This window comes from Lentzea sp. HUAS TT2, from assembly GCF_051853195.1.
Lineage (GTDB): Bacteria > Actinomycetota > Actinomycetes > Mycobacteriales > Pseudonocardiaceae > Lentzea.
On record NZ_CP196667.1, the window covers coordinates 5718475 to 5742325 of the forward strand.

At 69.9% G+C, this 23851-nt stretch carries 23 protein-coding genes; 13 read left to right on the top strand and 10 right to left on the bottom strand.

Annotated features, from left to right (window positions below):
- Positions 1–38 precede the first annotated feature (38 nt).
- On the top strand, positions 39–3233 hold the full coding sequence (locus ACSHWB_RS27960) for a GH92 family glycosyl hydrolase (protein ID WP_439656261.1): 3195 nt from the start codon (positions 39–41) through the stop codon (positions 3231–3233).
- Here ACSHWB_RS27960 and ACSHWB_RS27965 read toward each other — a convergent pair.
- Positions 3181–4200 carry an acyltransferase family protein gene (locus ACSHWB_RS27965; RefSeq protein ID WP_439656262.1) on the bottom strand — a complete coding sequence of 340 codons (1020 nt, stop codon included), beginning with the start codon at positions 4198–4200 and terminating at the stop codon, positions 3181–3183. The two genes, ACSHWB_RS27960 and ACSHWB_RS27965, sit on opposite strands and share 53 nt — an antisense overlap.
- A 178-nt stretch (positions 4201–4378) precedes the next feature.
- Between ACSHWB_RS27965 and ACSHWB_RS27970 the strand changes: the two genes are divergently transcribed.
- Positions 4379–5272, top strand: coding sequence for a hypothetical protein (locus tag ACSHWB_RS27970; RefSeq protein ID WP_439656263.1), 894 nt, complete (start codon positions 4379–4381; stop codon positions 5270–5272).
- Here ACSHWB_RS27970 and ACSHWB_RS27975 read toward each other — a convergent pair.
- A complete protein-coding gene (locus ACSHWB_RS27975) occupies positions 5267–6175 on the bottom strand; it encodes an RluA family pseudouridine synthase (protein WP_439656264.1) in 909 nt (302 codons plus the stop codon). The two genes, ACSHWB_RS27970 and ACSHWB_RS27975, sit on opposite strands and share 6 nt — an antisense overlap.
- Positions 6176–6268: 93 nt before the next feature.
- Here ACSHWB_RS27975 and ACSHWB_RS27980 point away from each other — a divergent pair, with 93 nt between their 5' ends.
- A complete protein-coding gene (locus tag ACSHWB_RS27980; protein WP_439656265.1) occupies positions 6269–7132 on the top strand; it encodes an EamA family transporter in 864 nt (287 codons plus the stop codon).
- Here the strand turns inward: ACSHWB_RS27980 and ACSHWB_RS27985 are convergent.
- Entirely contained in the window at positions 7035–7922 is an 888-nt protein-coding gene (locus ACSHWB_RS27985; protein WP_439656266.1) for a LysR family transcriptional regulator, read from the bottom strand. The genes ACSHWB_RS27980 and ACSHWB_RS27985 overlap by 98 nt on opposite strands.
- Positions 7923–8002: 80 nt before the next feature.
- On the opposite strand from ACSHWB_RS27985, the gene ACSHWB_RS27990 reads away from it, so the two are divergent.
- Both ACSHWB_RS27990 and ACSHWB_RS27995 read left to right on the top strand, forming a co-directional pair.
- Complete coding sequence (locus tag ACSHWB_RS27990) at positions 8003–8605, top strand: hypothetical protein (protein WP_439656267.1); 603 nt, start codon at positions 8003–8005, stop codon at positions 8603–8605.
- A gap of 20 nt (positions 8606–8625) precedes the next feature.
- A complete protein-coding gene (locus tag ACSHWB_RS27995) occupies positions 8626–9276 on the top strand; it encodes a fibronectin type III domain-containing protein (RefSeq protein ID WP_439656268.1) in 651 nt (216 codons plus the stop codon).
- Positions 9277–9454: 178 nt separating this feature from the next.
- On the opposite strand, the gene ACSHWB_RS28000 is transcribed toward ACSHWB_RS27995, so the two are convergent.
- Positions 9455–10099 carry a hypothetical protein gene (locus ACSHWB_RS28000; RefSeq protein WP_360030549.1) on the bottom strand — a complete coding sequence of 215 codons (645 nt, stop codon included), beginning with the start codon at positions 10097–10099 and terminating at the stop codon, positions 9455–9457.
- Between the two features lie 188 nt (positions 10100–10287).
- On the opposite strand from ACSHWB_RS28000, the gene ACSHWB_RS28005 reads away from it, so the two are divergent.
- Genes ACSHWB_RS28005 through ACSHWB_RS28020 form a run of 4 tightly spaced genes read left to right on the top strand, consistent with a single transcriptional unit; the run spans position 10288 to position 16515 of the window.
- Positions 10288–12441 carry a hypothetical protein gene (locus tag ACSHWB_RS28005; protein ID WP_439656269.1) on the top strand — a complete coding sequence of 718 codons (2154 nt, stop codon included), beginning with the start codon at positions 10288–10290 and terminating at the stop codon, positions 12439–12441.
- Positions 12438–13403 carry an AAA family ATPase gene (locus tag ACSHWB_RS28010; protein ID WP_439656270.1) on the top strand — a complete coding sequence of 322 codons (966 nt, stop codon included), beginning with the start codon at positions 12438–12440 and terminating at the stop codon, positions 13401–13403. Before ACSHWB_RS28005 ends, ACSHWB_RS28010 begins: the two co-directional genes overlap by 4 nt.
- A gap of 8 nt (positions 13404–13411) precedes the next feature.
- Entirely contained in the window at positions 13412–14506 is a 1095-nt protein-coding gene (locus ACSHWB_RS28015; protein WP_439656271.1) for a DUF58 domain-containing protein, read from the top strand.
- The gene (locus ACSHWB_RS28020) at positions 14503–16515 is read left to right on the top strand and encodes a transglutaminase domain-containing protein (RefSeq protein ID WP_439656272.1); all 2013 of its coding nucleotides are present in this window, start codon (positions 14503–14505) and stop codon (positions 16513–16515) included. Before ACSHWB_RS28015 ends, ACSHWB_RS28020 begins: the two co-directional genes overlap by 4 nt.
- A 4-nt stretch (positions 16516–16519) precedes the next feature.
- Here ACSHWB_RS28020 and ACSHWB_RS28025 read toward each other — a convergent pair whose 3' ends face one another.
- The 3 genes from ACSHWB_RS28025 to ACSHWB_RS28035 all read right to left on the bottom strand — a co-directional run bounded on the left by ACSHWB_RS28025 (position 16520) and on the right by ACSHWB_RS28035 (position 19252).
- Entirely contained in the window at positions 16520–16954 is a 435-nt protein-coding gene (locus ACSHWB_RS28025; protein ID WP_439656273.1) for a hypothetical protein, read from the bottom strand.
- A 140-nt stretch (positions 16955–17094) separates the two neighbouring features.
- Positions 17095–18699, bottom strand: coding sequence for a serine/threonine-protein kinase (locus ACSHWB_RS28030; protein ID WP_439656274.1), 1605 nt, complete (start codon positions 18697–18699; stop codon positions 17095–17097).
- A 70-nt stretch (positions 18700–18769) separates the two neighbouring features.
- The gene (locus ACSHWB_RS28035) at positions 18770–19252 is read right to left on the bottom strand and encodes a DUF4230 domain-containing protein (RefSeq protein ID WP_439656275.1); all 483 of its coding nucleotides are present in this window, start codon (positions 19250–19252) and stop codon (positions 18770–18772) included.
- 257 nt (positions 19253–19509) lie between these two features.
- Between ACSHWB_RS28035 and ACSHWB_RS28040 the strand changes: the two genes are divergently transcribed.
- The 4 genes from ACSHWB_RS28040 to ACSHWB_RS28055 are packed head-to-tail and all read left to right on the top strand — an operon-like array spanning position 19510 to position 21680.
- Positions 19510–20397, top strand: coding sequence for a proteasome assembly chaperone family protein (locus ACSHWB_RS28040; protein ID WP_439656276.1), 888 nt, complete (start codon positions 19510–19512; stop codon positions 20395–20397).
- Positions 20398–20406: 9 nt separating this feature from the next.
- Complete coding sequence (locus tag ACSHWB_RS28045) at positions 20407–20766, top strand: MmcQ/YjbR family DNA-binding protein (protein WP_439656277.1); 360 nt, start codon at positions 20407–20409, stop codon at positions 20764–20766.
- Positions 20739–21167 (top strand): hypothetical protein, encoded by a 429-nt coding sequence (locus ACSHWB_RS28050; RefSeq protein ID WP_439656278.1) that lies wholly within the window; start codon positions 20739–20741, stop codon positions 21165–21167. The genes ACSHWB_RS28045 and ACSHWB_RS28050 overlap by 28 nt, the downstream gene beginning before the upstream one ends.
- Positions 21168–21680, top strand: coding sequence for a YciI family protein (locus ACSHWB_RS28055; protein WP_439656279.1), 513 nt, complete (start codon positions 21168–21170; stop codon positions 21678–21680).
- On the opposite strand, the gene ACSHWB_RS28060 is transcribed toward ACSHWB_RS28055, so the two are convergent.
- The 3 genes from ACSHWB_RS28060 to ACSHWB_RS28070 are packed head-to-tail and all read right to left on the bottom strand — an operon-like array spanning position 21677 to position 23834.
- Positions 21677–22225, bottom strand: coding sequence for a cysteine hydrolase family protein (locus tag ACSHWB_RS28060; protein WP_439656280.1), 549 nt, complete (start codon positions 22223–22225; stop codon positions 21677–21679). The genes ACSHWB_RS28055 and ACSHWB_RS28060 overlap by 4 nt on opposite strands.
- Positions 22222–23409 (bottom strand): MFS transporter, encoded by a 1188-nt coding sequence (locus ACSHWB_RS28065; RefSeq protein ID WP_439656281.1) that lies wholly within the window; start codon positions 23407–23409, stop codon positions 22222–22224. Before ACSHWB_RS28065 ends, ACSHWB_RS28060 begins: the two co-directional genes overlap by 4 nt.
- Complete coding sequence (locus ACSHWB_RS28070) at positions 23406–23834, bottom strand: MarR family winged helix-turn-helix transcriptional regulator (RefSeq protein WP_439656282.1); 429 nt, start codon at positions 23832–23834, stop codon at positions 23406–23408. The genes ACSHWB_RS28065 and ACSHWB_RS28070 overlap by 4 nt, the downstream gene beginning before the upstream one ends.
- Positions 23835–23851 lie beyond the last annotated feature (17 nt).

The following is a 23851-nucleotide window of genomic DNA, read 5'->3' on the forward strand; positions in this document are numbered from 1 at the left end:
GGTGTCGGGGCGGCGACGATCGGACAATACTGCCTCCCATGCGGACACTGGTTGTAGTCGGGCTGTTACTGGGGTTAACAGTCCCTGCGCAAGCGGCACAGGCGGAGGAAGAACCTTCGGCGCTGGTGAACCCCTTCGTGGGTACGCAGAACTTCGGCAACACCTTCCCCGGCGCCTCGGTGCCGTTCGGGATGGTGCAGGTCAGCCCTGATACGGGAGGTCAGGGTGGGTACGACTACAAGGCGACCTCCATCTACGGGTTCTCGCAGACACACCTGTCGGGTGTCGGCTGCGGCGTCATGGGCGAGCTGCCGGTCATGCCGACGGTCGGGTCCGTTGACAACGTTGACATCAACGGTTACAAGTCCGATTTCAGTCATTCGGACGAAGCCGCGCAGCCCGGGTACTACCGCGTCGGGCTGTCCCGCTACGGCGTGAACGCCGAGCTCACGGCCACGCAGCGGACCGGGTGGCAGCGCTACACGTTCCCGTCGAGCGGGGCGGCGAACGTCCTGTTCAACACCGGCCGGTCCAACCAGACGGTGCTGGACTCGGAGATCCACGTCGTCGGCGACAGGACGATCGAGGGCCGGGTGCGCAACGGCCGGTTCTGCGCGGGCAAGGACGAGCACACCGTGTACTTCACGGCCTCGTTCGACCGCCCGTTCGCCTCGTTCGGCGCGTGGCGCGGGAACGCTCCCACGCCGGGTGCCAGGGACGCGGCCGGGACCGGCGGGAACGGCGCCTGGGTCACGTTCGACGCGACCGCGGACCGCGACGTCGTGCTGAAGCTCGGTCTGTCGTACACCGGCATCGAGGGCGCGCGGAAGAACCTCGCGGCGGAGGCTCCTTCCTACGACTTCGACGGTGTCGTGGCCGGTGCCAAGGACGTGTGGAAGAAGCAGCTGGACGCCGCACGGGTGTCCGGTGGGCCGCGTGATCGCCAGGTCGCGTTCTACACCGCGCTCTACCACTCGGTGCTGCACCCGAACCTCGCCGGTGACGTCGACGGCCAGTACACGGGCTTCGACGGCAAGGTGCGCACGGCGTCGGGTTACACGCCGTACCAGAACTTCTCGCTGTGGGACACGTACAGACCACAAAATCAGCTGTTGCAGATCTTGGAACCGAAGGTCGCCCGTGACGTCGCACTGTCCGTTGTGGCCAGTGGTCGGGACGGCGGATGGTTGCCGCGCTGGGCCTTGGCGTCGTCCGAGACCAACATCATGACCGGCGACCCGGTGACGCCGTTCCTGGTGGAGGCCTGGTCGAAGGGGCTGCTCAAGGGTTACGAGGAGGAGACGTACAAGCTGTTGCGCGCCAACGCCACGTCGCTGCCTCCCGCTGACTCGCCCTACAACGGGCGGTCCGGTGTGACCTACTACAACGACCGCGGCTACATCCCGTCCGGCCTGGAACTGGGCAAGGACTGCGCGCACAAGGGCGGCGACAACGACTGCGTGCACCCGGCCTCGGCGACCCTGGAGTACTCGGCGGCCGACGCCTCGCTGGCGTTGATGGCCAAGGGGTTGGGCAAGAAGGCCGACGCACGCCTGTTCGCCGATCGCGGCCAGTGGTACCGCAACCTGTGGGACTCCTCGATCGGCCAGTTCCGGCCGCGCACCGCCGCCGGCACGTGGCTGTCGCCGTACAACCCGGTCGACGCCTCGCACCAGTTCCACGAGGGCGGTGCCTACCAGTACCAGTGGCTCGTGCCGCAGGACCCGGCCGGGCTGGTGTCGCTGATGGGCGGCCGCAAGGAGACCGAGAAGCGGCTCGACTCGTTCTTCGTCTACGACAAGCTGCTGCTGGACCCGGCCGGTACTGCGAAGCGCGACTGGATCACCGAACCGTACGACTACTACGGCAAACCGACGTACAACCCGAACAACGAACCCGACCTGCTCGCGCCGTACATGTACCTGTGGTCGGGCACGCCGTCGAAGACCGCGACGGTCGTGCGGGCGGCGATGACGTTGTTCACGACCGGCCCGGACGGCATGACGGGCAACGACGACCTGGGCACGATGTCGGCCTGGTACGTCTTCTCGTCGCTGGGCATCTACCCGACCTTCAACGGCGCGGACTTCTTGGCGTTGTCCTCACCGCAGTTCGAGTCCGCGACCGTCCGGATCGGACAGCACGGCTCGCAGGGCGGGACGCTGACCGTGTCCGCGAAGGGCGTGTCCGACACCAACCGGTACATCAAGAGCGTGTCGTTCGGCGGCCGTGACGTCCGCAAGACATGGCTCTCCTGGTCCTCGTTGCAGCGCGGCGGAAAGCTGACCCACGAGGTGTCGTCGAAGCCTTCGTCGTGGGGGACCTCGCGGGGTGACGAGCCGCCGTCGTTGAACGACGGCAACGAGGACTCGCGTCGCGCGGTGTCCGCGTCGCTGCGGAGCTCCGAGATCGTGCTGCCGACCTCGGACGCCGCGCAGTCGTTGACGGTGCAGCTCGACGTGCTGGCCCAGTCGCCGGCCGCGACGACCGTGCGGCCGGTCGCCACGGTGCCCGCGGGCTGGAAGGTGAGCGGTGCCAAGCCGGTCGTGATCGTGTCGCGGCACCTGCCGACGCAGAAGACCGTGCCGTTGACGCTGACGGTGCCCGCCGGTGTCGCGCCGGGCTCGTACGAGATCTCGGTGAAGGTCGAGTCCGTGGTGTTGAAGGCGGTGGTCGAGGTCAAACCGGCCGCGTTGTGCGCGTTCTCGACGTGTTCGGTGGACGTGACGCCGGAGCTCAACCACGACGGCACGGCCACGGTCGCCGACTCGGCGTCGGGCGACTTCGACGGCGGCGGCTGGAGCTACGACGCGGCGCTGCTGCCGCCGGCCGGTCCCGTGACGTGGGGCGGCATCACCTACCAGGCGCCCGACCCCACCGGCACGAAGCCGAACTTCGTGGAGGCGCACGGGCAGGGGCTGCTGTTGCCCACCGGCCAGTTCTCATGGCTGCACGTCGTGGGCTCGTCGCACAACGGACCCGTGTCGGCCGCCTTCACCGTCTGGTACACCGACGGCACCTCGGCCGAGGTCGCCGCCTCGGTGGCGGACTGGGCGGGCGGCGGCCCGACCGTGCTGGAGATGCCGCACCGCATCAAGGCGGGTCAGGGCGTTGACGGGCCGCCTGTCCGGTTGTTCGGTCAGTCGCTGAGGCTGGACGCGACGAAGACGGTCCGTTCGGTCACGCTGCCCGACGATCCGCGGGTGGAGCTGTACGCGTTGACACTGGCGTGACCAGTGCTGGCCGGGGTGCCCGCTTGATGAACCGTTCCGCGGGCACCTCGACCAGCCGGTGCAGCAGCCACGCCGCGAGCATCGACACCGCGAACATCCCGAGCGCGGCGAGCAGCGGGAACGCGTGGACGTCGAGGAACTTCTCGCTGACCCGGATGACGATCTGGTGGACCATGTAGAACGCGAACGACACGGTCCCCAGCCACACCATCGGCTGCGACCGCCACGGCGAGGACTTGCCGGTGAGGTCGGCGACGGCGGCGGCCGGGATCAGCAGCGCCAGCGGGATGACCGTGCCCGCGACGTACGGGAACGAGGCCGGCAGGTACCACGACCCGACGTACGCGACCACGAACAAAGCGCTCGCCGGCCACAGTCCGAGCCCGATCCACTTCTTCTGCTGCACGACCCGTGCCATGGCCATGCCGAGCACGAACTCGAGTGCGCGCACCGGCGGGAAGACGAAAACGAACCAGTATTCGATCGGACCTGGCATTGACAGTGCGATGATCGGAACTGTCAAAATCGCGATCACCATCGCACTTGCGATCAGCCACGGTGTGCGCATCCGCCACTTGATCAGCAATGGGAACGCCAAATAGAACGCGAGTTCACACGACAACGACCAGGCGGGAGTGTTCAGGCTGAAGTAGACGCTCTCGCGCGGCACCCACGCCTGCAGCAGCGACAGGTTCGTCAGTGCCGTCGCCGGCGTCACCGCGGCGGCGGCGACCAGCACGACGAGCCAGGTCGCGACGTGGTTGGGGAAGATCTTCGCCGCCCGGCGCCGCCAGACGGTGGCCGGCGCCGTGCCCGGTTTGGCGGACCAGGTGAGCACGAAACCGGACAAAATGAAGAAAAAGCTGACACCGGTGGCACCTTGACGGAACGGCACATCCAGATAGGGCCACAACCCCGCCGCGCTGATGTGGAATCCGAACACGATGAACGCCGCGATGAATCTCATCCCGGTCAGCGAAGGCAATCTGCCCAGCTCCGCTTGCTCGCCATGGTTCTGCACGCCGATGGATTCGCGGGTTTTGCGGGCATTGTTACGCGGTGGTCCGAACAGCGGAACAATTCTGCTCTGAGTTGCCTATTTTTCCGGAGAATATTCGCGGTGGACAGAGAATAGGATGGGAGCTGTGGAACTACTTCCGAGCGGCGATAGGTCGCAGGTGTGGGTGGACGGCGACCGGGTCGTCAAGCAGGTGGTCGGTGACCAGGTGGCGTTCGAGCGTGAGGTCACCGCGCTGCGGCTCGCCGAGCACACCGGCGTGGTGCCGCGTGTCCTCGACGTCGACCACGAGAAGCGGATCCTGGTGCTCGAACGGCTGCGCTCCGACCCGTTCGGGGAGGACTGGGTGATCGCCTACGCCCGCGGCCTCGCCCGCCTGCACAGGGCCACCGGGCCGGAGCACGCCGGGCTGCTGCCGCGCCAGGCGGTCCCGGACCCCGTCCCGTTCCTGCGGTTCGTGCGGGCGCTGGGCGTGGAGATCGGGGGTGCGGAGGACGAACTGGTCTTCGAGGACACCGGGAAGTTCGACCTGGTGCACGGCGACCCGTGTCCCGGTAACGACATGTACTCACCGGACGGCGCGAAGTTCGTCGACTTCGAGGGCGCGGCGCTGGGCGACGGGCTGACCGAGGTCGTCTACCTCCGCATCGGCTTCCCGACCTGCGCGACCGTCAACGAGACGCCCCGCGAGCTGCGGGAGGCCGCGGAGCAGGCCTACTTCGAGGAACGCGGGTTCACCGCGGGGCTCGAGGACGCGTGCGTGCGGTGGTTCGTGAACGGGGACGCGCTCGTGCAGCGCGCCGAGCGGGACGGCACCGACCACCTCGCCAGGGTCGTCGACGAGGACTGGTTCTGGTACAGCACGACCGCACGCGGCCGGCTGATGTTCCGGGCGCGGGTCGTGGCGACGTTCACCGAGACCCATCCGCAGACGAGCGCGCTCGCCCGGCGCCTGCTCGAACGGATGGGCCAGGTCTGGGAGCCGCAGCCGATCGACGCCCGCCGCACGCACATCTCATGACCAGGCGGACAGCCTCAGTCCCGACGTGAACGACCGGTCCACACCGGAGATCGGGTCCACAAAGGACAACGTGTGGGCCAGCAGCTGCAGGGGCGCCGAGAAGTCGTCCAGCGGACGCTCCCGCAGCACGGGGTAGAAGTCGTCGTTCACGATCGGCACGCCGAGCCCGGACATGTGCAGCCGCAGCTGGTGGGTGCGGCCGGTCACCGGCTTGAGGTGGTAGCGGCCGAGGGGACCGCGATGCTCCACAAGGGACACGTGGGTCTCGGCGTTCGGCTCGCCGGCCTCCTCGAACGCGGTGATGATGCCGCGTTCCTTGATGATCCGCGACCGCACCACGCGAGGCAGCTCCAGCGCGGGGTCGTACGGGGCGATCGCCTCGTACTCCTTGCGCACCAACCGATCGCGGAACATCGTCTGATACTTGCCGCGCACCTCGCGGCGCACCACGAACAGCACGAGCCCTGCCGTGACGCGGTCCAGCCGGTGCGCGGGGGAGAGGTCCGGCAGTCCCAGCGAGTCGCGCAGCTTCACCAGCGCGGTCTGCATGATGTGCTGCCCGCGCGGGATCGTCGCGAGGAAGTGCGGCTTGTCGGCCACCACGATGTCGTCGTCCTGGTAGACCACGCCGACCTCGAACGGCACCGGCACCTCGACGGGCAGGTCGCGGTGGAACCAGATGTAGGAGTCGGGCACGAACGGCGCGTCGAGGCCCAGCGGCCCGGAGACGCCCCAGATCCGTTCCTCGGCCAGCATCTCGTCGATGCGCTCGGCGGCGACCCGCGGCAGGCGTTCGACCAGGTGCTCGCGCAGGGAGGGCCAAGAGCCCTCGGAGGGCAGCTTCAACCGCGCCGCGTCCAGGCCGTTGCGCTGGGGGAGAGGGGAGGAGGGTTTGCGTCTCATCGCACCGGCCAGTCTAAAGGTTCGGGAAAACCGAACGATATCGCTCGAAAACATTTGCTGTACCGAAGGGACGGGGGAACCGAGACTGAGCGCATGCAGGTCTTCCTCGTCCTCGGCTCGGTCATCTCACTGCAGTTCGGCGCTGCGTTCGCGAACCAGCTCTTCGGCCAGATCGGCGCACCCGGCGCCACGGCCCTGAGGCTCGGGATCGCGGCGTTGATGCTGGCCGTGGTCGTGCGGCCGAAGTTCCGCCAGGAGACGCTCGTGCTCGGGATGACCATGGCCGGCATGAACGGCACGTTCTACCTCGCGATCGACCGGATCCCGCTCGGCGTCGCGGTGACCATCGAGTTCCTCGGGCCGCTCGGGCTCGCGGCGGCGCTGAGCAGGCGGCCCAGGGACTTCGTGTGGGTCGGGCTGGCGCTCGCGGGCGTCGTCGTCTTGGGCGTGCACGAGTACACCGGGGCGAAGCTCGACCTGATCGGCGTGGTGCTCGCGTTGTTCGCGGCCGCGTTCTGGGCCTGCTACGTCCTCGCCGGGCGCAAGCTCGCGACGGCGGGGCTCGGCACCGGCGGGCTCGCGGGGGCGAGCCTGATCGCGGCGGCACTCACGTTGCCGTACGGGCTGTCGACGGCCGGCGCCACGTTGTTCGAGCCCAGGATCCTGCTGCTGGGCACGCTGGTGGCGCTGCTGGCGTCCGCGATCCCGTACACGCTGGAGATCAGGGCGCTCAAGACGTTGCAGGCCAGCACGTTCGGCGTCGTGCTCGCGCTCGAACCCGCCGCGGCCGCGCTGGCGGGGGCGTTGCTGCTCGGCCAGCACCTGAGCGTGATCTCGTTGTGCGGCATCGCCCTGGTGATCACGGCGGGGGTCGGAGCGGCGCTACGGAGAGCGCCAGCGCCTCGCGGAACGCCCGCACGGCCGGATGCTGACCTCGTCCTGCCCGTGCCGCAGTGAACAGCAGCCGGGACATCGGCACCGGCAGCTCGTGCAGGTCGACGGTGACCTCGCGGTCGTACCAGACCAGGTCGGGCAGCAACGCGACCGCGAGACCCCGTTCCACGAACCGCAGCTTCACCAGCACGTCGGTCGAGGAGAAGCGCACGTCCGGCTCGAAACCGCTGTGGCGGCACCAGTTCACGTTGAAGATCCGCTGCGGGAAACCCTCGGCCTCCATGATCCACGGGTAGGAGCCGATCTCGGTCGTCGGCAGTCCACGCGGGACGGCCAGCCGGATCGGGTCACGGCACAGTTCCCGGTACTCGAGGCCGGTGAACCTGGCCTCCGGCTGGTCCGGCCACTCCTCGACGAAGACGAGGTCGAAGTCCCTGGCGTTCAACGCGGAAAGCGCTTCCGCGGGGTCGAGCACCTGGAACTCGATCCGCAGTGACGGGTGCTCGTCCCGCATGCGCGCCAGCGTCGCAGGGATCAACGCCAGCGCCGCGGTCTGGAACGTCGCGACCCGCAGCGTGCCGGTGATCTCGTGCAGCGACGCGGCCACCTCCGACTCGGCCTGGTCGAGCCGCGCGAGCACCTCCTCGGTGTGCCGCACCAGGATCTCGGCCTGCGGCGTGAGCTTGACCCGCCGTCCGACCGGTTCCAGAAGAGGTACACCGACCTCGGACTCCAGCAGGGAGAGCTGCTGCGACACCGACGACGGGCTGTAGTTCAGCGCCTGCGCCACGGCGGCGAGGGTTCCCCTTTGGGAAAGTTCGCGCAGCAATCGCAGACGGTGGAGGTCGAACATCCGATCATTATCGGCTACGCTCCCGATACCGCCCCCTGAGAAAACGTGCTGTCCTCAGCACGCTTTGAGGAGGTATCGGTATGTCCAAACGACTCCGCACCGTTGCGGGGATCGCGCTGGCAGCCGGTCTGCTCGTGTCGGTCTCACCGGCGCAGGCACAGGTCGAGACGGGTCCCTGGACCAGCTACTCGCCGTCGTTCACCGTGCAGGAACGCGGCTGTGGCAACGTCGACAACCTCACGTTCCAGCTCACCTGCTCGACCGCGAGCGGTGACCAGCGTGCCGAGCGGCGTTACGCCACTTACACCGGCGGCACGCGCCAGTTCGAGGGGAGCTTCCGGATCACGAGTCTCGGCGGCACCCGCATCAGTCTCAAGCAGACGTTCCGGGAGGCTCCCAGCGCGGGACCGTTCTGGATGCTCGCCGTGGAACGCGGCGGCCGGCTCTACGCCGTGCACGGGGGCGACACCATCGCCACCGGCGCGACCGTGGGTGCGACCGTGCGCGTGAACACCGTGCACAACACGGCCACGGAACACCGCACGTACATCAACGGCTCGCGTGCGCACACCTACGCGAGCTCGGGTTCGAGCTTCTACGACAAGTTCGGCGCCTACAGGACTTCCAGCGGTCAAGGACCTGCCACGGTCGTCTGGAGCAACATCAAGTTCTGGCGCAAGTGATCCGACGCACGACTGTGTTGGTGCTCCTGCTGTTCTTGGCTGCCTGCGGCCAGGAACAGCAGGACCCCGTGCTGACGTCCGAGCTGACCTCGCCGATCGACGTGACGCTGAAGTGGCGTCCGGAGGCGGGGTCGGCCGGGCAGGTCGTCGAGTACGCGAACAGTGCCGACGGCGAGTACACGATCCTGGAGTTCGCGGCGCCCGCCAAGAACATCTACAAGCATCCGGACCTGATCCCGGAAACGCAGTTCTACTACCGGGTGCGGCCGTTCACCGGGCCCGCTTCCGCCACCGTGGACGTCGCGCTGCCCCCTGGTGAGGACGTGCCGGAGATCGAGGGGCCGGACTGGACCGCGCCCGTGCGCGAGGGCGGGGGTACGCAGCCGGTGGCCTCGCCCGAGGCGGCGGCGACGGGCCTGAAGGCGGAGGTGAAGCACGCCAACGGGATCCTGTTCACCTGGGAGGACCGCTCGTCCGACGAGGACGGGTACCTGATCGAGGTCAAGCCCGCGGGCGCGGGGGACTACCGCGTCGCCGTGCAGCTCGACCCGGACACGACCTCGTACGGGGTGATCACACTTCCAGACGAGAAAACCGCGACCTATCGGGTGCGGGCGTTCCGGTTCGGGGCCTCGTCGAACCTGACGCAGCAGACGACGGGGAAGGCCTGAGCGCCTGTCTGGCACTCCACGCGCTCGCGGCGAGAAGCAACGCCGCGAGCGCGTAGGGCCAGGTCGTTCTCTCCGTGACGGCGAGTGCGACGTTGATGGCGGCGAGCAGGCCGAACACGCTGGTCAGCAGCCACCAGGTCAGTTGATCTTCGCGTGCGAGAGCTGTCATTCGGGTGGGCTACCCGTTTTCCAGCTCCCTCACACCTTCTTCCTCTTCTTTTTTCTCGCCGCGCCTGCGCATGAACCCGAAGCCGGGGATGCCGAGGATCGCCTGCCGCATGTCGCTGGTGACCTCCAGCAGCTGGTGCACCTCGGGGCCGACCTTGTCGAGCGTGGCGAGGATCGGCAGGATGTCGCTGGTCAGGTGCTCCGTCAGCACCGGCAGCTCGTCGACCAGCTTGATCGCGGCCTCGACCTCGTGCGGCGAGAGCTCGTCCACGAACCGCTGCGCGAGCGGCTGGGCTTTCTTGGCGATCGGCTCGAACATGCCGATCAGCTCGTTGGCCGTGTGCGCGGTGTGGCCCGCCGTGGTGACGACCAGCCCGGCCCGTTCGGCCACGTCGCTCGCGCTCGCGGTGATCGCGCGGACCTCGTCGACGGCCTTCTCCGCGTCCGCCACGACGTTGGCCGTGCGGTCCACCAGGTCACCGGCCTTCGCGACGATGCCGTCGACGGCGTCGATCGTGCCGTTGACCTTGCGGACGAGCTGTTCGACCTCGCCGATCAGGCTCAGCACGCGGGCCGGAACGGCCGCGACGGCCACTGTCGTGTCGAGGGCGGTGTTGAGCGCCTGCTTGGCAAGTCCCATGCCGGGGATCTCCATGCGTCCACTCTGCCTTAAGCGTTGGTCGAGTTGGGGGAACGCCATTCGGTTTTCAAAACTGTCAGACCCCGTCATTACGCTTCCTGATGTCTGCCAGTCGGCTGACCGGGCGATCCGGGAACCATGCGCCGCCCGAAGTTGTCATAGCCGAGGGTTAGCATCCCCGGCGGGCGAGGGAGGGGCGCGGTATGTCTTGGTGGCACCGGATCAGACGCATTATCTCCGGTGGAGGGCGGGAGTCGGCGAGTTTCGTCGCGGCACTGCTGGGGGTGCTGGTGCTCGCGGGCGCCGCGCTCGGTCAGGGCATCTCCCGCACGTCGGTCGCGGTGTCGGACGGGCTCACCTGGCTGGGTGATGACCAGCGCGGCGAGGTCGTGCAGGTCAACCCCGTGTCGGGCAGGCCGCAGACGCGGCTGCAGATCAGCGGGCCCGACTCGCAGCTGGAGATCGCGCAGGAGGACGGCAGGCTCATCGTCCTGAACCGGCGCACCGGCGAGATCACCGTCATCGACCTGGCCACGCTGCTCGCCTCCGGCCGCCGGCAGGCGCCGCCCGGTGCGACGAGCAAGGTGCTGGTGGCGAACGGGATGGTCTACATCGTCGACCGCGCGGCCGGCACCGTGCACACCGCCGACCCGCTGACGCTGGCCGACGTCGGGCAGACCTGGCAGGCGGGGCAGCCGCTCGCCGACGCCGTCGTGGACGAGCGCGGCGTGCTGTGGCTGGTCGACCACGGCGGCACTTTGAGGTCGCTGGACTGGTCGGACGACGAGGAGCGGTTCGAGGAGCGCTCGCAGCGCCAGATCACCGGTGCCGGGCCTCGCACCGTGCTGGTGCCGCACGACCAGGGCGTCACGCTCATCGGTCTCGACGGCGGTGTCGTGGTGCGCGACGGCACGGGTGAGGACGTGGACTCGTCCACCGACCGCTCGGACGCCGAGGTGATCGCCGCGCAGACCTCACCGCTCGACCTGGTGCCCGCGTCGGTGCCGTCGTCCTCGGTCGTGGTGCTGGTCGTCGGCCGCGGCGTGCTGCGGGTCGACGTCGGCGCGATGGGATGCCCGAACCCCGGCCGTCCCGCGGTGTTCCGCGACAAGGTCTACGTGCCCTGCAAGGGATCCGGCAAGGTCATCATCCTCGACCGCGGCGGCAGCCGCGGTGGCGACGACGTGCGCACGTCCGGCGGGGCCGACCCCGAGCTCGTGTTCGACGACGGCCGGTTGTTCGTGAACGTGCCGGGGTCGTCCACCGGTGTGCTGGTCGACCCGGACGGTGCGACGCGGTCGCTGACGATCCGCAGCCCCGAGCTCCCGGTGAAGGACCCGGACCGCTCGCCGCCGCCGTCCGTGCCGCCGCCCCCGCCGCCGAACCCGAACGAGCCGCAGAAGCCGCCGCGCAACCCCGGTGGCAACAACGGCCCGCCGACCACCGAGGTGCCCTCGCCTCCTTCCACTCCTTCGACGCCGCCCTCCGCCGGTGGCACGGCCCCGGCCGCGCCCGCGGGGGTGACGGTGCGGGAGAAGTCGCGCACCGCCTCGGCGCTCGTCGTGACGGTGAGCTGGACCGCGGCCGCGTCGGCCGAACCGGTCGTGGGCTACACCGTGGCGGGCTCCGGTTCGTTCAGCGGTGGCTCGGTGTCGGCGCAGTCGGCCGGTACGTCCACTGATCTCTCGGTGCCGTGCGCGGGTTCCACGTTCTGCTCGGGCGGCAGGCTCGACGTGACGGTGCGCGCGTCCACGGCGACCACGGCCGGTGCCGCGGGCATGGCGGCTTTCACGGTGACGCCGCCGCCGAACACCCCGCCGCCCAACACGCCCCCGCCGAACACCCCGCCCCCGAACACGCCTCCTCCCAACACCCCGCCGCCTCCGCCACCGACGACCACGACGACTCCTCCGCCTCCGCCACCGCCGTCCCTGCCGAGCGCGGGCGCCACGGTGATCACGGGGATCACCGGTGGGCCGCGGATCCCGACGCGCACGGTGAACATGGCGCCGCCGGCGGACTGGGCGAACCACAACGGTCGCTGCGAGGTCGTGAACACGACCTGGGAGTACTCGGTCGGCATCCCGTGCAACGCCACCACCGCCCGGATCACGCTGGAGGAGGGTGCGAACCGGATCGTCGTCCGCGCCTACGCGGCGACCGGCGGCGGACAGGTCGAGTCCGCGGGCAGGAACGCGAACTACATCCTGGACGAGTGTCAGGGCAAACCCGGCTGCGTCCCGCGGCTGGCTCCGGCCGGGGCCGAGACCGCGCCGATGGGCGCGGGTGGCCTGGGTCTGCTGGCGTGCGCGTTCCTGCTGCGCATCGGTGTTCGTCGCGGAGATGAGGAAAAGTGATCGACACCGGTGAGGTTTCCGCCTTCCGCGACCTGCACACCCGGCTCGGTGACGCGGTCGAGAGCGCCGTGCGCGGCAAGCGCGACGTGATCGACCTGGTGCTGGTGGCGATGTTCGCGGGCGGCCACGTGCTGCTGGAGGACGTGCCGGGCACGGGGAAGACGACGCTGGCGCGTGCCGTCGCGGGCGCGCTGGGCGGCCTGTCGCGGCGCGTGCAGTTCACGCCGGACCTGCTGCCGTCGGACGTCACGGGCACCTCGGTCTACGACCCGCAGACGGGCCAGATCCGGTTCCGGCCGGGTCCGGTGTTCGCGAACATCGTGCTGGCCGACGAGATCAACCGCGCGGCGGCCAAGACGCAGTCCGCGTTGCTGGAGGTCATGGAGGAGCGGACGGTCACGATCGACGGCGTCGGGCACGCGGTGCCCGACCCGTTCCTGGTGGTGGCGACGCAGAACCCGATCGACCTCGACGGCACGTACCGGCTGCCCGAGGCGCAGCTCGACAGGTTCATGCTGCGCACCTCGATCGGCTACCCGTCGGTGGAGGACGAGCTGGACGTGCTGCGCCCCGGCAGCGGCGCAGGCCGGATCGCCGACGTGCGCACGGTGTCGTCGCCGCGGGAGGTCAGCTCGTTCAGCGCCCGCTTGCAGCTGCTGCACGTGGCCGATCCGATCCTGCAGTACATCTCGTCCCTGGGCACCGGTACCCGCACCGACGAACGGCTGCGGCTCGGCTCCTCGACGCGTGGTCTGCGGACGCTCGTGCGTTGCGCGCAGGTGTACGCGGCGTCGAAGGGGCGGCATTTCGTCGTGCCGCAGGACGTCCAGGACATCGCTGAGCCCGTGCTGGCCCACCGTCTGGTGCTGACGCGGGAGAGCGTCCTGTCGGGTGTGACGACGGCCGAGGTGCTGTCCGACGTGCTGTCGCGCGTGGCGGTGCCCAAGCCCGCGGCGCAATGAGACTCACCGTGCGCGGCACCGGGACAGCGGTGCTGGGCCTGCTGATGCTCGGCGTCGGTCTGTGGTGGCGGTACGCGGGCATGGCGGCGTTCGGTCTGGCGCTGACCGCACTGGTCGTCGCCTCGATCGTCTCCGTGCTGGTCGCGTCGCCGCTGTCGGTCTCGCGCACGGTCCGCCCGCGCACCGTGCCGCGGCTGGCGCGCTGCAACGGCAGGCTGGAGCTGTCGTCCACCGGGCGCTGGCCGGTGGCGCTCGACGCCGTCGACATGGTGGCGGGCTCCCCGATGACCGTCGACGTGCCGCTGCTGGCGCCCGGCGCGGTCGAGGCCGTCGACTACGCGATCCCGACCGAACGCCGCGGTGTGTTCGACGTGGGCCCGCTGACGTTGCGGCGCAAGGGTCTGGCCGGTCTGGCACAGGCGCGCACCGTGCTGGGCGGGGTCGTCCAGGTGCGGGTCGTGCCGCGCGTGCTGCCGGTCCGGGGTCTGCCCTCCGGTGCCCGCCGGGGTCAGGTCGGCGCCGACGAACGCGTCGAGCGCGGCGGCACGGACCTGGTGGGGCTGCGGGAGTACGTCCCCGGCGACGACCTGAGGCGCCTGCACTGGGCCACGTCCGCGCGCACCGGCACGCTCATGATCCGCGAGGACGCCGACCCGGCACGCCCGCACCTGGCCGTGCTGCTGGACGACAGCGCGTCGTCCTACGCGGAGGAACAACGCTTCGAGGAGGCCGTCGAGGTGGCGGCCTCGCTCATCACCTCTGCCCTGGAGCAGGGGCATCCGGTGCGGCTGCTGACGTCGTCCGGGGGCACGGACCTCGAGGAGCAGCAGGACTCGGCGCCGATCCTGGCCGCGCTGGCGGACCTGGAACTGCGCGACGTCGACGGCAGGCCCACCGTGCCGGTGCGCGACCTCGACGTGGTCGCCGTGATCAGCGGCACGACCGTGCCCGCGCTCGTCCTGGAGGCGGGGCGGGCCGCGTTCGGCACCGTGCTCGTGGTGGACGAGAAGCGGCCGGTGGGTGCCACCGGGTCGGTGCTGGTGATCAGCGGGGCGCGGGCGGAGGACCTGGTCGACTCGTGGAACGCGGTGGTGGCCCGATGAGCAACTCGCTGCTGAAGTTCGGCTGGGTCGTCGCGCTGCTGCTGGTCGGTTCGCTGCAACTGGCGCAGGCCTGGGACGGTGCGACCCTCTACTTCGGACTGGCCGCGCTGACCGGGTTCCTCGCGCTGGCCCTGAAACGGCTCGTGCCGGCAGGTCTCGCCGCGCTGGCGGTCATGGTGCTCGCGATGACGGGCGGGTTCTTCCTGGCCCGCGGCGCGTCCCCGGACCGCGACCCGACGTGGGTGCTGCTCGACACCGTGCCGAGGCTGCTCACGGCCGCCCGCCCCGCGCCCGCGACCCCCGAACTGCTCGTGCCCGGCCTGCTGCTGATCATCGGCATCTCCACGGGTGCGGTGCTGTCGGTGACCAGGCGCGGTACGGCCCTGTTCGTGCCGGCGCTCGGCGCGGCCACCCTGTACGTGTCGGCGGCGCTGCTCACCACGGGCCGCGCGGACCAGTACGGGCTGGTGGCGCTGACGCTGGTCGTGGTGCTCGCGCTGGGCTGGCTGGTCATCGACCGGCGCGGGCCCGTGGTGCCGCCCGCCGTGCTCGCCACGACGCTGGCCGCGCTGACGTTGCTGACTTTCGTGTTGCCCACCAACGGTTTCGAGCCGCGCAAGCTGGTCACGCCGCCGGTCACCGACATCGCCATCTCCAACCCGCTGCCGCAGCTCGCCGCGTGGGCCGCGCAGGGGGAGGCGGAGCTGTTCCGGATGCGCGGGCCCGAGGTGCCGGTGCGGCTGGTGACGCTGAGCCGGTACTCGGGAGCCTCCTGGGAGTCGGCCTCGACGTACGGCCCGCTCGGCGTGGTCGACGCGCCGGACCTGCCGACCGGCGGGAAGTTCCAGGACGCCAGCGTCGACCTGCTGATCACCGGGCTGCAGGGGGAGTGGCTGCCGGGTGTCGGCAGACCGCAGGCGGTGTCGCTGAGCGACGCCATGGTGGACCCGGACACCGGGTCGCTGGTCATCGCGGAAGGACTGAAGACGGGGCTGAGCTACACGGTGCGCGGTGTCGTCGAGACGCCCGCCGACGCCGATCTCGCCGAGGCCCAGGTTCCTGCCAACGCAACGAAGTACACGGCGTTGCCGCGGCTGCCGTTCACGTTGGCCGACTACGCGCGGCAGGCGACGCAGAACGCCCGCACGCCGTACGAGAAGGCCGTCGCGCTCGAACAGGTCGTGCGGCTCAACCGCAGGCCGGACGCCGAGGCGCCGGTCGGGTCGTCCTACGCGCGGCTGGAGACGTTCCTGTTCGGCGCGGCGGGCGAGTCCGGTGCGGGGGCGGGGACGGCGGAGCAGTTCGCGTCGGCCTACGCCGTGCTCGCGCGGGCCGTCGGGCTGCCGACGCGCGTGGTGGTCGGGTTCCAGCCCGTGCCGGAGGAGAACGGCGAGCGGATCGTGCGCGCCGCCGACGCGACCGCGTGGCCGGAGGTGTACTTCAGCGGCTGGGGCTGGGTCGCGTTCGATCCGGTGTCCGGCAACGGAAGCGGGCCGAGCGCCGCGTCGAAGCGCGAGGTGCTCAACCGGCTCGCGTCGACCACCGCGAAGCCGACGCCGACCTCGTTGCCGTCGGTGCCGCCGCTGGTGCAGCCGACGGCCGTGCAGGGCGACCAGGTGGCCGCGCCCCCGGCGCCGAAGGGTTTCCCGTTCTGGGTGTTCACGCCGGTGCTGCTGCTCGTAGGCCTTTTCGCGGCAAGGACTTCACGGCGCGTCCGGCTGCGTGCGGCCGGTCCGGTGGGCGCCTGGAACGAGGTGCTCGACTCGTTGCAACTCGCCGGCCTGCGGCCGAAGCCGAGCCGCACCGTCCCGGACGTGGCGCGCGAGTGGGGCGAGCCGGGCGCGCGGCTCGCGGCCATGGTCGACCAGGCCGCGTTCGCACCGGCACCCGTCCACCACGAACACAGCTGGCGGCTGGCCCGTCAGGTGCGCAAAGCGGTGCGGCGCAAGGCTTCCTGGTGGCGCAGGCTGGTGTGGGCGGTCGACCCGCGGCCGTTGTTCCGGCGCTGACGGATCAGCGGACCACCTGGGCGGGAATGCAGTTCTTCCCGACGACCTTGAACAGCGCCTCGCACAGACCGGGCGCGGTGTCGGACGGGAACGGGCCGAGCCAGATGAACTGGGTGAACCGCGTGTCCTCCGGGACGATGACCGGGCAGACGTCGTCGCGTCTGGTCAGGAAAGCGGTTTGGCCGCGCAGCGCGGGGTTCGCGTTCTCACGATGCTGCACCCACATCGTCTCGTAGTCGAGCAGCACCCGGACCTCCGACTCCGGCATCGCGCCTTCCAGCGAGTGCAGGACGAGGACGGACGAGCCGGGGTCGCAGGGCATGTCCGTGTATTCGAGCTGATCGGGCACAGCGGGTGAGGTGGGCGACGCGCCGGTGTTCTGAGGGGACTGCGACTGGAGGTTACCGCCGATCAGCACGCCGATCCCGATGCCGACCACGAGTGGAATGACCGCCCACACAATGAGAGTGCGGCGCTTTCGATCGCGAGCGAACATCGGTGGGCCGGCATAACGAGCGCTTTGCACCGGGGCAACCTACGCCAGTTCGTGCGTGCGCAACAACAACGGTCGTGAAACAGTCAGTTCTTGTTGGCGCAGACCTTTGCGGAGCTGCCGCGTTCGCCGTTGTAGCCCAGCGCCGCGATCTGGAAACAACGCCGGTCGCCGCCGCCGTCCTCGATGACGTACTTCGTGCTGCCCCCGGTCACCCTCGTCAGGGCGTTCGGTTTGCTGCCGGTCACGTCGACCACCACGAACTCGGCCTGACCGTCGCTGGGGTCGCTCCACTCCAGCTCGATCGCCTTGCCCTGGTACTCCGCGCGTTTGAGCACGGGCATGAACCTCGGGTCGGTGTTCGGCGACGGTCCCGCGTCGGCCGAGTCCGAGGTCGGCACGGGCGGTGCCGTCGTCGTCACAGGTGGTTGGGCCTGCTGGCGGTCGTCGCCCCGGTTGAGGAAGATGCCCGTCGCGATGCCGCCCGTCACCGCGATCACGGCCAGCAACGCGAGCACTCCGCCGCGTTTGCTCCTGCGGACCGGCGCGGTCATCGGTTCGACGGGAGGCAGCTCTACGCTCGGTAGCACCGCGACCGGCTGCGGACGCGGAGGCGGCGTCGGGACGAAGTCGTGCTGGCGGTACGTCAGATCCTCGAGCCGGCCCTGCCACGAGTCGTCGGGCTCTTGTTCCGGTTCGGGTTCCGGTTCTGGTTCCGGCCGGAACCCGCGCGGTCCGAAGCCGGGCTCCTCGGTCGGGCCCTCGGGGTAGAAGTCGGGCCGCTCACCCAGCAGCGCCGTCGCGTCGGGATCCACAGTGGACAACGCGGTGCCGGCGTTCGCGGCCATCAGCGCGTCCCGCAGCTCCAGCGCCGAACCGAAGCGGTCGGCCCTGTCCTTGCGCAGGCAGCGGGTGATCACCGCGCCCAGCCACGCGGGCACGTCGAACCGGGTCAGCGGACGGGGTTCGCCGGTGCTGACGCGGCCGACGTAGGAGAGCAGCGTGTCCTCGTCGGGGTTGTCCGAGGCGAACGGCGGCTTGCCCTCCAGCAACGTGAACAGCGTCGAGCCGAGCGACCAGAGGTCGTCGGCGAACGACGGCGTCGCGCCCTCCAGCATCTGCGGGGCGGCGTGCCGGTAGCTGACCATCTGCAGTGACGCGGAATGCCCCGCGTCGGCACCGCGCGCGATGCCGAAATCGGCCAGCACGTATGAAGTCGGGAGCACCAGGACGTTCTGCGGCTTCACGTCCCTGTGCAGGATGCCCTGGCCGTGCGCGAACGCCAGCGCGTCCGCCACCGCGATGCCCGCCGCCACCACGTCCTGCACGGGCAACGGACCCATGGCGCGCAACCGGTCGTGCAGCGAGCCGCGTTCGTAGAACTCCATGACGATGCACGGCCGGCCGTCCGGCAGCGTGCCCGTGTCGAGCACCGTGACGATGTGCGGGTGCTGGCGGCCGAGCTCGACGGTGATCGCCAGCTCGCGGCGGAAACGCGCCACCGTGGCGGGATCGGTCACCTGCAGCACCTTGACGGCGACGTCCCGGCCCAGGCCGTCCTGCCGGGCGCGGTAGATCGTGCCCTCGCCGCCCTGCGCGATCACGCGGAAGGAGCTGAAGCCGGGCAACGCGATCCCGGGCGCCTGCGCAGCGCCCTGCGCGGGTGCCCAGGCCATCAGATCGTCTTCCACCGGCGAATCCTATCCCGGAGCGAGTGGGTCACCGATGAACGTTCGTCGAGATTGCCGGTGAAGGTTCGTATCAGTCGCCTACGACTTTCACCTGGAATCCCAACGACTGCAACATTCCCGTCAACATCACGCGCGTGTTGTCCTCGGCCCGCTTCAGGATCTCCGACTTCTGCGCCGCCTCCGCGAGCTTGGCCTCCGCCGCGACGTAGAACCGTTGCTGGTCAGGAGGTCCCGCCAGCGCCTGCAGGTCGTTGATCAGCCCGCGTTCCTGGCTGAAGACGTACGACCTGTCGTGGTGCAGGTTCGGTTTGTCCAGCTGTGGCTTCGGCAGCCGCAGCTCCACGGTCTTGCGGTCCGGCGACACGACCAGCCCGTCGTCCGCCAGCGTGCCCAGGTCCACGAAGGCGTTGACCGACCCGGCCGCGACGAACAGCGTCCGTTCGCCCGCCAGGGCCGCCGGCACCCACTTGACGTCGTTCTCGATGTCCAGCACGACCTGGAACTCGCCCGCCGCGGCGTGGTACTGGCTCAGGTCGCGCACCGACTTGAGCATGGCGGGCTGGCTGCGGTCGATGGATTCGTCACCGAAGGGTTTTATTTGTGCGAAGCCGAACACCGCCGCTCCGAGGAGAATGAGGACGGCCGCGACCAATGCTCCACGCGTCACCCAGCGCCTATACACCGCGCTGGAGTACCCGTGAGGTGATGCGCGCACACGGTCCGTATGGGCTAATCGACCCGAGCGGAATCAGTTCCGTGTCCACGTGGTTGGCTTGGACGAGACGAGAGCGATTGATCAGGAGGCGTGCGGTGGACCCGGAGAACCTGTACGAGGTGGACTCGGAGGTCCCGGACCTCACGGGTGCGGTGCTGCTGCACCACTTCGAGGGCTTCATGGACGCCGGCGCCGCGGGCCGTCTGCTCGCCGAACACCTGCTGGAGACGCTGGAGAACCGCGTCGTCGCGCGCTTCGACATCGACGGCCTGATCGACTACCGCTCCCGCCGGCCGCTGATGACCTACGCGACCGACCACTGGGAGGACTACGCCGCCCCGGAACTGGTCGTGCACCTGCTCTGGGACAGCGCGGGGCACCCGTTCCTGCTGCTCACCGGGCCGGAACCGGACCGCGGCTGGGAGGCGTTCATCCAGGCCGTGCGTTCGCTGATCGATCGGTGGGGCGTGCGTCTGACCGTGGGTTTCCACGGCATTCCCATGGGCGTGCCGCACACACGGCCGTTGAACGTCATCGGTCATGCCACGCGCCCTGAGCTCGTGAGCGAGTACCAGCCGTTCTTCAACCGCGTGCAGGTGCCGGGCAACGTGTCCGGGCTGCTGGAGTTCCGCCTCGGCCAGGCGGGCCACGACGCGATGGGCTTCGCCGCCCAGGTGCCGCACTACCTGGCGCAGTCGCAGTACCCGACCGCCGCCGTCACGCTGCTCGACGCTCTCGCCCGCGCCACCGGCCTCGCGCTGCCCATCGGCTCGCTGGTCGAGGCCGCCCAGGCCGCCGACGCCGAGATCCACCGGCAGGTCGCGGACTCGGAGGAGGTCGCCCAGGTGGTGGAAGCGCTCGAGCGGCAGTACGACGCGTTCATCCAGACTGTGGGCAACACCGACATCCCCAGCGCGGACGAACTGGGGGCCGAGTTCGAACGGTTCCTCGCCGAGCAGCAGCGTCCGCCGGACCACCTGTAGGAGCTTGTGATGGCCACCTGGGACGACGTGCACCGGATCGCCACCGCCATGCCCGACGTCACGGAACGGGTGCGCGAGGGCGTCGTCGACTGGCGGGTCAAGGACAAGCTCTTCGTCTGGGAACGGCCGTTGCGGGGGACCGACCTGAAAGCGCTGGGACCGGCGGCCCCGGACGGGCCGATCCTGGCCGCCCGCGTGCCCGACCTGGGCGCCAAGGAGGCGTTGCTGGCTTCGGACCGCGAGGTCTACTTCACGACGCCGCACTTCAACGGGTATCCCGCGATCCTGGTGCGGCTGGAGCACATCGAGGTGGGGGAGTTGGAGGAGTTGATCGTGGAAGCGTGGCACGCGAGGGCACGGCGCCGGTGACGCTGACGAAGTGGATCCGCGAGGTCGCGGACGAGCCGTTGCAGCTGACGGGTGACCTCCAGGCCCAGGCGGAGGAGAACACCTGGTCGCTGGGGCAGGGCAAGGACGAGACACCCGTGGCGGCGGAGGTGGTCGCCGCGTTCGAGGACACCGCGCGACGCCTCGGTGAGCGCGTGACCCTGATGGAGCGGACCGCGACGTTCTACGTCTGGTTCGACGCGCAGGCAGGGCACCTGAGGTGTTCGACGACCTCGGCGAAGAAGGACGCGCTGCCGTTCGACTCGAAGATCGATCCGGACGCGAAGCTCGAGGACGTCGTCGGTGCCTACCTCGCGAAGGTCCGGCCGGAGACGGCCGAGGGGTACGTCCTTCCCGTGTGGACCACCGAGGTCGGGCTCTAGGTGGAGTTCCTCTGCTACCACCGGGACCGGCCCGGTTCGATGCCGTTGCGCTCGGCCCTGATCGAGGAGCACTGGTCCTACATGGACGGCTTCGAGCTCATCGCCCGCGGCCCGACGTTCGCGGACGGTGTGCTCACCGGCAGCGTGCACGTCGTCGACGTGCCGGACGCGGCGGCGGCCCGTGCGTTCGCGTTCGACGAGCCCGTCTACCAGGCCGGTGGCTACCGGGACGTGCTGGTGCGCCGGTGGCGCAACGTGCTCGGGCGGACCATGTGGGACTCGCCCCGAGGCGGCGGCCACCTGGTGCTCGGGTTCGGCTCCGGGGAGGCCGCGGACCTCGTTCCCGCACGCCCTGAGGAGCTCATCGCGTACGGGCCGTTGCTGTCCGACGACGGCAGCGCGTGGCTGGGAACGGCGGCGCTGGTCAGGTCGGCCGACCCGGCGGCGGTGCTGACCGCGGACCGCTACGACGCCGTCGAGGTGCACGAATGGGAGCCCGGCGGCCGGCGTTAGAGGTCCCGGATGCTGCTCACGGTCGCGTGCCGGGGGAAGAGCGTGCCGGTCAGGAACTCGTGGGTGGCCGGATCCGGGTCGGCGCACGCGTCGGCGAGCACGGTGATCGCGTAGTCGCGGTCCATCGCCTCGCGCACGGTGCTGAGGACGACGCCGCTGGTGCTGATGCCGGCCAGGACGAGCTTGGTGACGCCACGGTCGGTCAGTTGCGCATCGAGGTCAGTGGTGGTGAACGCGCCGACGCGCGTCTTGCGCACCACGATGTCGTCCGCGTGCGGAGTCAGCTGAGCGTGGAGCTGGGTGGCGGGGGAGTCGGCGTGCATCGCGTCGCGCGTCTCGGGCGTCACCATGCGGGCCATGACGCTCGTGGAAGAGATGGCGGCGAAATCGGCGTCGTCGAACGCCACGCGCACCCAGCCGACGTGACCACCCTGGCCGCGCACGGTGTCGATGGCGGTGGTGACGTTGCCCAGCAACGCCTCCGCGCCGGGGATGCGGCTGACGATGCCGGCCTGGAAGTCCATGACGAGCAGTGCGGTGGTCATGTCACGCCTTTCAGAGAGCGGTCGAACACGTTGACGAGCAGGAAGACGACGCTCGCGACGACGAGGAACACCGCGAGCTCGTGCAGGCCGTCGGTGTCGGCGGTGTCACCGAACACCAGTCCCTGCACGGTGGACGAGACGATGGCGCCGAGGTAACCGAACGTGCGCAGCAGGCCCGCCGACGCGCCGACAGCAGCGGGATCCGCCTGGCGGTACACGGCGTTCTGCAACGCCAGGCTGTTGAGACCCTGCGGCACACCGGTGACCACCACGACCGCGAAGAGAATCCACAGTGGACTCGCCGGGTGCATCAGGAACAGCAGCACGCACGCCACGATCTGGGCGGCCGACGCGACGATCAGCTTGCCGCGCAACGCCTGGCTGCGTCCGGTGATCGCCGACACGACGATGCCGACGCCGAACATCGGCAGCATCACCAGGCCCGCCTGACCCGCGGTGAGCCCGCGTCCTGCCTCCAGCCACTGCGTGAAGCCGTAGACGAAGCTGTACGACACCAGGTACGCGAGCAGCGCGCGGCCGTAGGTGATCAGCAACGGCGTGTTCAGGCCGCCGAGGTCGAACAAAGGTTTGCGTTCCCCGGCTTCCGGCCGCGCACGCGGGAAGTAGCGCCACCCCAGCGCGAACGCGACCAGGGCGAGCGGCACGTTGACCGCGAGCGTCGTGCGCCAGCCGCCGAAGTCGACGAGCAGTCCGCCCAGCGGCGGGCCGATCACGGAGACGGTCTGGGTGGCGATCGCCAGGATCGTGAGGATGCCGCCGGGACTGTCCTCGCCGGTGCGATCGGCCTCGTCCCGGAGCAGGCGCATCGCGGCGGGGTAGCCGGCGCACGTGCCGAGCCCGAGCAGCACGCGTGCCACGACGAGCACGACCAGGTTCGGTGCCAACGCACCCAGTACGCCCGCGATCCCGACGAGTGCGGTGGCGGGGAGGAACAGCCTGCGCGGCCCGTAGGTGTCGATCAGGCGGCCTGCCACCGGCTGCCCGATCGCGGTGGCCACGTACAGCGAGGTGATCAGCCACGCCGTCGCCGAGGGCGGTTCACCGAACGACGCCCCGATCGGCACCAGCGCCACCGACAGGATCGTGGTGTTGATCGGGTTCAGCACCGCGCCCGCCACCAGTGGGGTGATCAGGCGGCGGTCGAACCCCGTGGCGGTGGTCATTCGTCCACCACGCGCTCCAGCAACGTCAGCGCCTCGGCGATCACCTGCCGCTCGGACTCGGTGAACTGCCGGGTCAACGCCTCGGTCAGCCACTCGATCCTGGTCGCCCGCGCACCCTGGGCGGCCGCGCGGCCCTCCGCGGTGAGCGTGATCAGCTGGCGCCGTCCGTCCGCGGGGTCGGCCGCGCGTTCGATCAGGGCCTGTTCGTAAAGGGACGCCAGCGTCTTGGCCATGGACTGCGGTTTCACGCGTTCCGCGCCCGCGAGCTGACTGGCGGTGGACGGCTCGTCCAGCAGCAACAACCTGGCCAGGGCGGAGGCCTGCGGTGCGCTCAGGTCGTGCACCGAGGACTCGTCCTGCAGCTTGCGCCGCAGCCGTCCGACGAAGACGCGCAGCCGTTGGTTGATCGCGGCGGGTTCGGTCACGATAGACAGCCTAGACT